At 56.3% G+C, this 3580-nt stretch carries 4 protein-coding genes; all 4 read left to right on the forward strand.

Annotated features, from left to right (window positions below):
- A partial coding sequence (locus ABX962_RS32680) for an adenylosuccinate synthetase (protein WP_372725881.1) occupies positions 1–911 on the forward strand: 911 nt, incomplete at its 5' end.
- A 33-nt stretch (positions 912–944) separates the two neighbouring features.
- The gene (gene uppS, locus ABX962_RS32685) at positions 945–1706 is read left to right on the forward strand and encodes a polyprenyl diphosphate synthase (protein WP_372725882.1); all 762 of its coding nucleotides are present in this window, start codon (positions 945–947) and stop codon (positions 1704–1706) included.
- Between the two features lie 83 nt (positions 1707–1789).
- Positions 1790–2761 carry a phosphatidate cytidylyltransferase gene (locus tag ABX962_RS32690; RefSeq protein ID WP_372725883.1) on the forward strand — a complete coding sequence of 324 codons (972 nt, stop codon included), beginning with the start codon at positions 1790–1792 and terminating at the stop codon, positions 2759–2761.
- A gap of 97 nt (positions 2762–2858) precedes the next feature.
- A partial coding sequence (locus ABX962_RS32695; RefSeq protein ID WP_372725884.1) for a PhoH family protein occupies positions 2859–3580 on the forward strand: 722 nt, incomplete at its 3' end.

The following is a 3580-nucleotide window of genomic DNA, read 5'->3' on the forward strand; positions in this document are numbered from 1 at the left end:
GCGACAAAGTGGGACGCACCCACGCGATTCGCATGACCGATCTGATTCAGCCGCAACGTGACGAACGCATTCGCACAGTTTCCGAGCAAAAAATCCAACTGCTGAAAAACCTGGGCGCTTCGGAAGAGGAACTGCAAAAGATTGCCCCCGAAGTCGTCGTCCCTTTGGCGACCGGCTGGGCAGAACGCCTCAAGAACATGATCGGGGACACCACCGATCTGCTGCTCGATGCGACCGAAGCGGACAAACGTATCTTGTTCGAAGGTGCGCAAGGCGCGTTGCTGGACATCGACCACGGTACGTATCCCTTTGTCACCAGCAGCAACAGCAGCGGCGTCGGCGTTTGTGCCGGTGCCGGGGTGCCACCCAAATGGATTAACACCGTGCTTGGCGTTTGCAAAGCCTATAGCACGCGAGTCGGCGGCGGTCCCTTCGTCACCGAACTCGATGACGCTACCGGCGATCGCATTCGCGACCTGGGCAACGAATATGGAACCACCACCGGACGCCCACGACGCTGTGGTTGGTTCGATGCGGTGGCCGTTCGCTACACCGCACGTCTGAGTGGAGTGACACGTTTGGCATTGATGATGATGGACGTGCTGGCTCACCTTGATGAATTGAAGGTCTGTGTCGCCTACGAATTGGATGGCAAACGAATCGAACGATTCCCAAGTCACGCGGACGAATTGCGCCGCTGCAAACCGATCTACGAAACGATCCCTGGTTGGAAAGAACCGGTGGACGATGTTCGCCGGATGGATCAATTCCCCGCCGGCGCGATGGATTATGTTCGACGCATCGAAGAACTCGTCGGTGTTCCCGTAGGCGTTCTTTCGGTCGGCCCCGATCGAGCGCAAACGATCTTTACCGATGCCGCATCGGAACTTGCACTGCAACCGCTAAGCTAGTCAGGAAGCATCGCAAGTAAGGCGAACTGCAAGATGAAGGATCCAGTGAAAGCATGTGCCGACCGGGCAAGCGAAAGTGCCGAGAGCAAACGTCCTCGGCACATCGCGATCATCATGGATGGCAACGGCCGATGGGCTCAGGCACGTGATTTGCCGCGAATCGAAGGACATCGCCGCGGTGTCGAAACGGTTCGCATGGTAAGCGAAACCGCGACGGAACTGAACATCGACGCGATCACGTTGTACTGTCTGTCCAGCGAGAATTGGAAGCGTCCCAAAGCAGAACTCGAATTCTTGATGCACTTGCTCGAGCAATATTTGATCGAGGAACGCCGCACCATTATGGACCAAGGCCTGCGATTAAAGGTGATCGGTCGACGCGATCGATTGCCAGAGAACGTCATCAAAGAAATGGACAAAACCCTGGCCATGTCCGCAACCAATCCTGGCACTCAACTGGTGCTGGCAATTGATTACGGCGGGCGTGACGAGATCACCAAAGTCGCTCGGGAACTGGCTCGTGAAGTCGCAGCCGGATCACTCCGCGAAGAAGAGATCAACGAAGAACGGATCACCTCGCGACTCTATACGGCGGGGTTACCCGAAGTCGATTTGATGATTCGCACCGGTGGCGATATGCGAGTGAGCAACTTTTTGCTGTGGCAATTAAGTTACTCTGAGCTGTGGATCACCGATACGTGTTGGCCCGAGTTCACGCGTGAAAACTTTCTCACTGCGATTGACGACTTTGCGCTTCGCCAGCGACGTTTCGGCGGACTGAACGTGAATGAGTGACGTGACGCTTTGTTGTTCGCAATCAATGCATCGCTCCTCACGTGTTCGTGATCGTCTTGGCCCCTTCGCATTAGGAAAAACGCGTGCTTATTGACCGTCTAAAAACTTCGGCTGTTTTGCTTTCCATCGTGGGCTTGCTGATTTACCTTGATGCAAACCACTCGGTCGATGGCGCCGAAGGCCTTTGGCTGATCCCGCTGCTGCTGTTTTTTGCGCTCGGAACCGCATCGGACCTATCGTCGCTGTTGTTGGCCAGTGGCCGCAACGTCTCGCGATCGATTGCCATGTTCACCACCGCAATGGTCACGTTGTCGGCATGTGTCCCCATGGCTTGGCCCCTGTTCGATTCGGTTTATCCGTTGGATTGCCCGATCGGACGTTTGGGGTGGATCGTGGCAACGGCCGTCGCTGCCGTCATGATCACGTTGGCGGCCGAGATGTGGACCTATGGACGCCCCGAGATCCAGCGGGAAAAAGGCTATGCAATTGACCGCACCTTGTCGGGTGTTTTTGTGTCCATGTACGTCGGGTTGCCAATGGCATTGCTGGTTTCACTGCGTTCGCTCGGCTCGGTAGATCCGAGTGAACCGAGCAGTGGAAATTGGGGGTTGGCGGCACTGATCACGATGATTGCTGTGACGAAATCAACCGATGCAGGCGCCTACTTTGTCGGACGCGCGGTCGGACGTCACAAATTGATCCCACGTCTTAGCCCCGGCAAGACCTGGGAAGGGGCCGTCGGGGGAATGCTAACCAGCACGATCGTTGCATTCGCGTGCTTGCATTGGCTTTTTCCTGCGGTGGCGCCAACCGCAAGTGCGCTCACTTTGATACAGTGCATTATCGGCGCGATGGTGTTGGGTCCGGTGTTGGCGATCGCAGGAATGATGGGCGATTTAGCCGAATCACTCGTAAAACGCGATGCAGGTGTCAAAGACAGCGGATCATGGCTTCCCGGTTTGGGGGGCGTATGGGACGTGACCGACTCGCTGATTGCAGCGGTTATGCCTGCGTTTCTGTGCTTTGCTGCCGGAGTGGCAGGCCCACCTGGGTGAGGAAAACGCTTGTACACCCAGAGATTTAAATGTGATACAAGCACTCGCTCACGCTAGAATCGAGCGAAGTAGGAGACTAAACCTTTCAGGCACTTGAATGACCGAAGCGACATTATCGATTGCGAATCCTGCGGAAATCCTGACTTTGTTTGGGCCGCGTGACCAGCATTTGCGGAAACTGCGTCGAGCGTTTGACGTCAGCATCACGCTGCGAGACGGACGAATCCGGATCGCGGGCGAAGAAGACAACGTCAATCGGGCGACCCGCACGCTTGAAAAGATGCGTCACATCTCGCGTAAAAAAGGGGATTTGGCGAGCGAAGACGTCGATGCGGCGGCGACCGAAGAGGGCGCCACGATCGAAGGTGCCGTGCCGACGATCTCGGGCGACGACATTGATATCCAGCATGCTGGTCGGCGTGTGAAGCCACGAACGCCCGGGCAAGGACGTTATGTCGAAGCGATTCGCCGCTTCGATTTGGCCTTTGCTACGGGGCCCGCAGGCTGCGGAAAGACCTATTTGGCTGTGGCAACGGCGGTCGAAGCCCTGCGTGCCGGTCAGGTGCGTAAAATCGTCTTGGTCCGCCCCGCGGTCGAAGCGGGGGAAAGTTTGGGGTTCCTACCGGGGGATTTACGGGCCAAACTGAACCCGTACCTGCGTCCGTTAATGGATGCTCTTGGTGAAATGATCGATTTCGATCAAGCTCGGACCTTGATGGAGCAAGACGTGATCGAGATTATTCCGCTCGCTTACATGCGTGGACGGACCCTCAACGATGCCTTTATCATATTGGACGAAGCACAAAACACGACCGTCGC

Source organism: Novipirellula sp. (genome assembly GCF_041583735.1).
GTDB lineage: Bacteria > Planctomycetota > Planctomycetia > Pirellulales > Pirellulaceae > Novipirellula.

Bases quoted from the DNA above. Each gene is read 5' to 3' on its own strand.
- uppS (WP_372725882.1), top strand. From the start codon at position 945: ATGAAGGATCCAGTGAAAGCATGTGCCGACCGGGCAAGCGAAAGTGCC.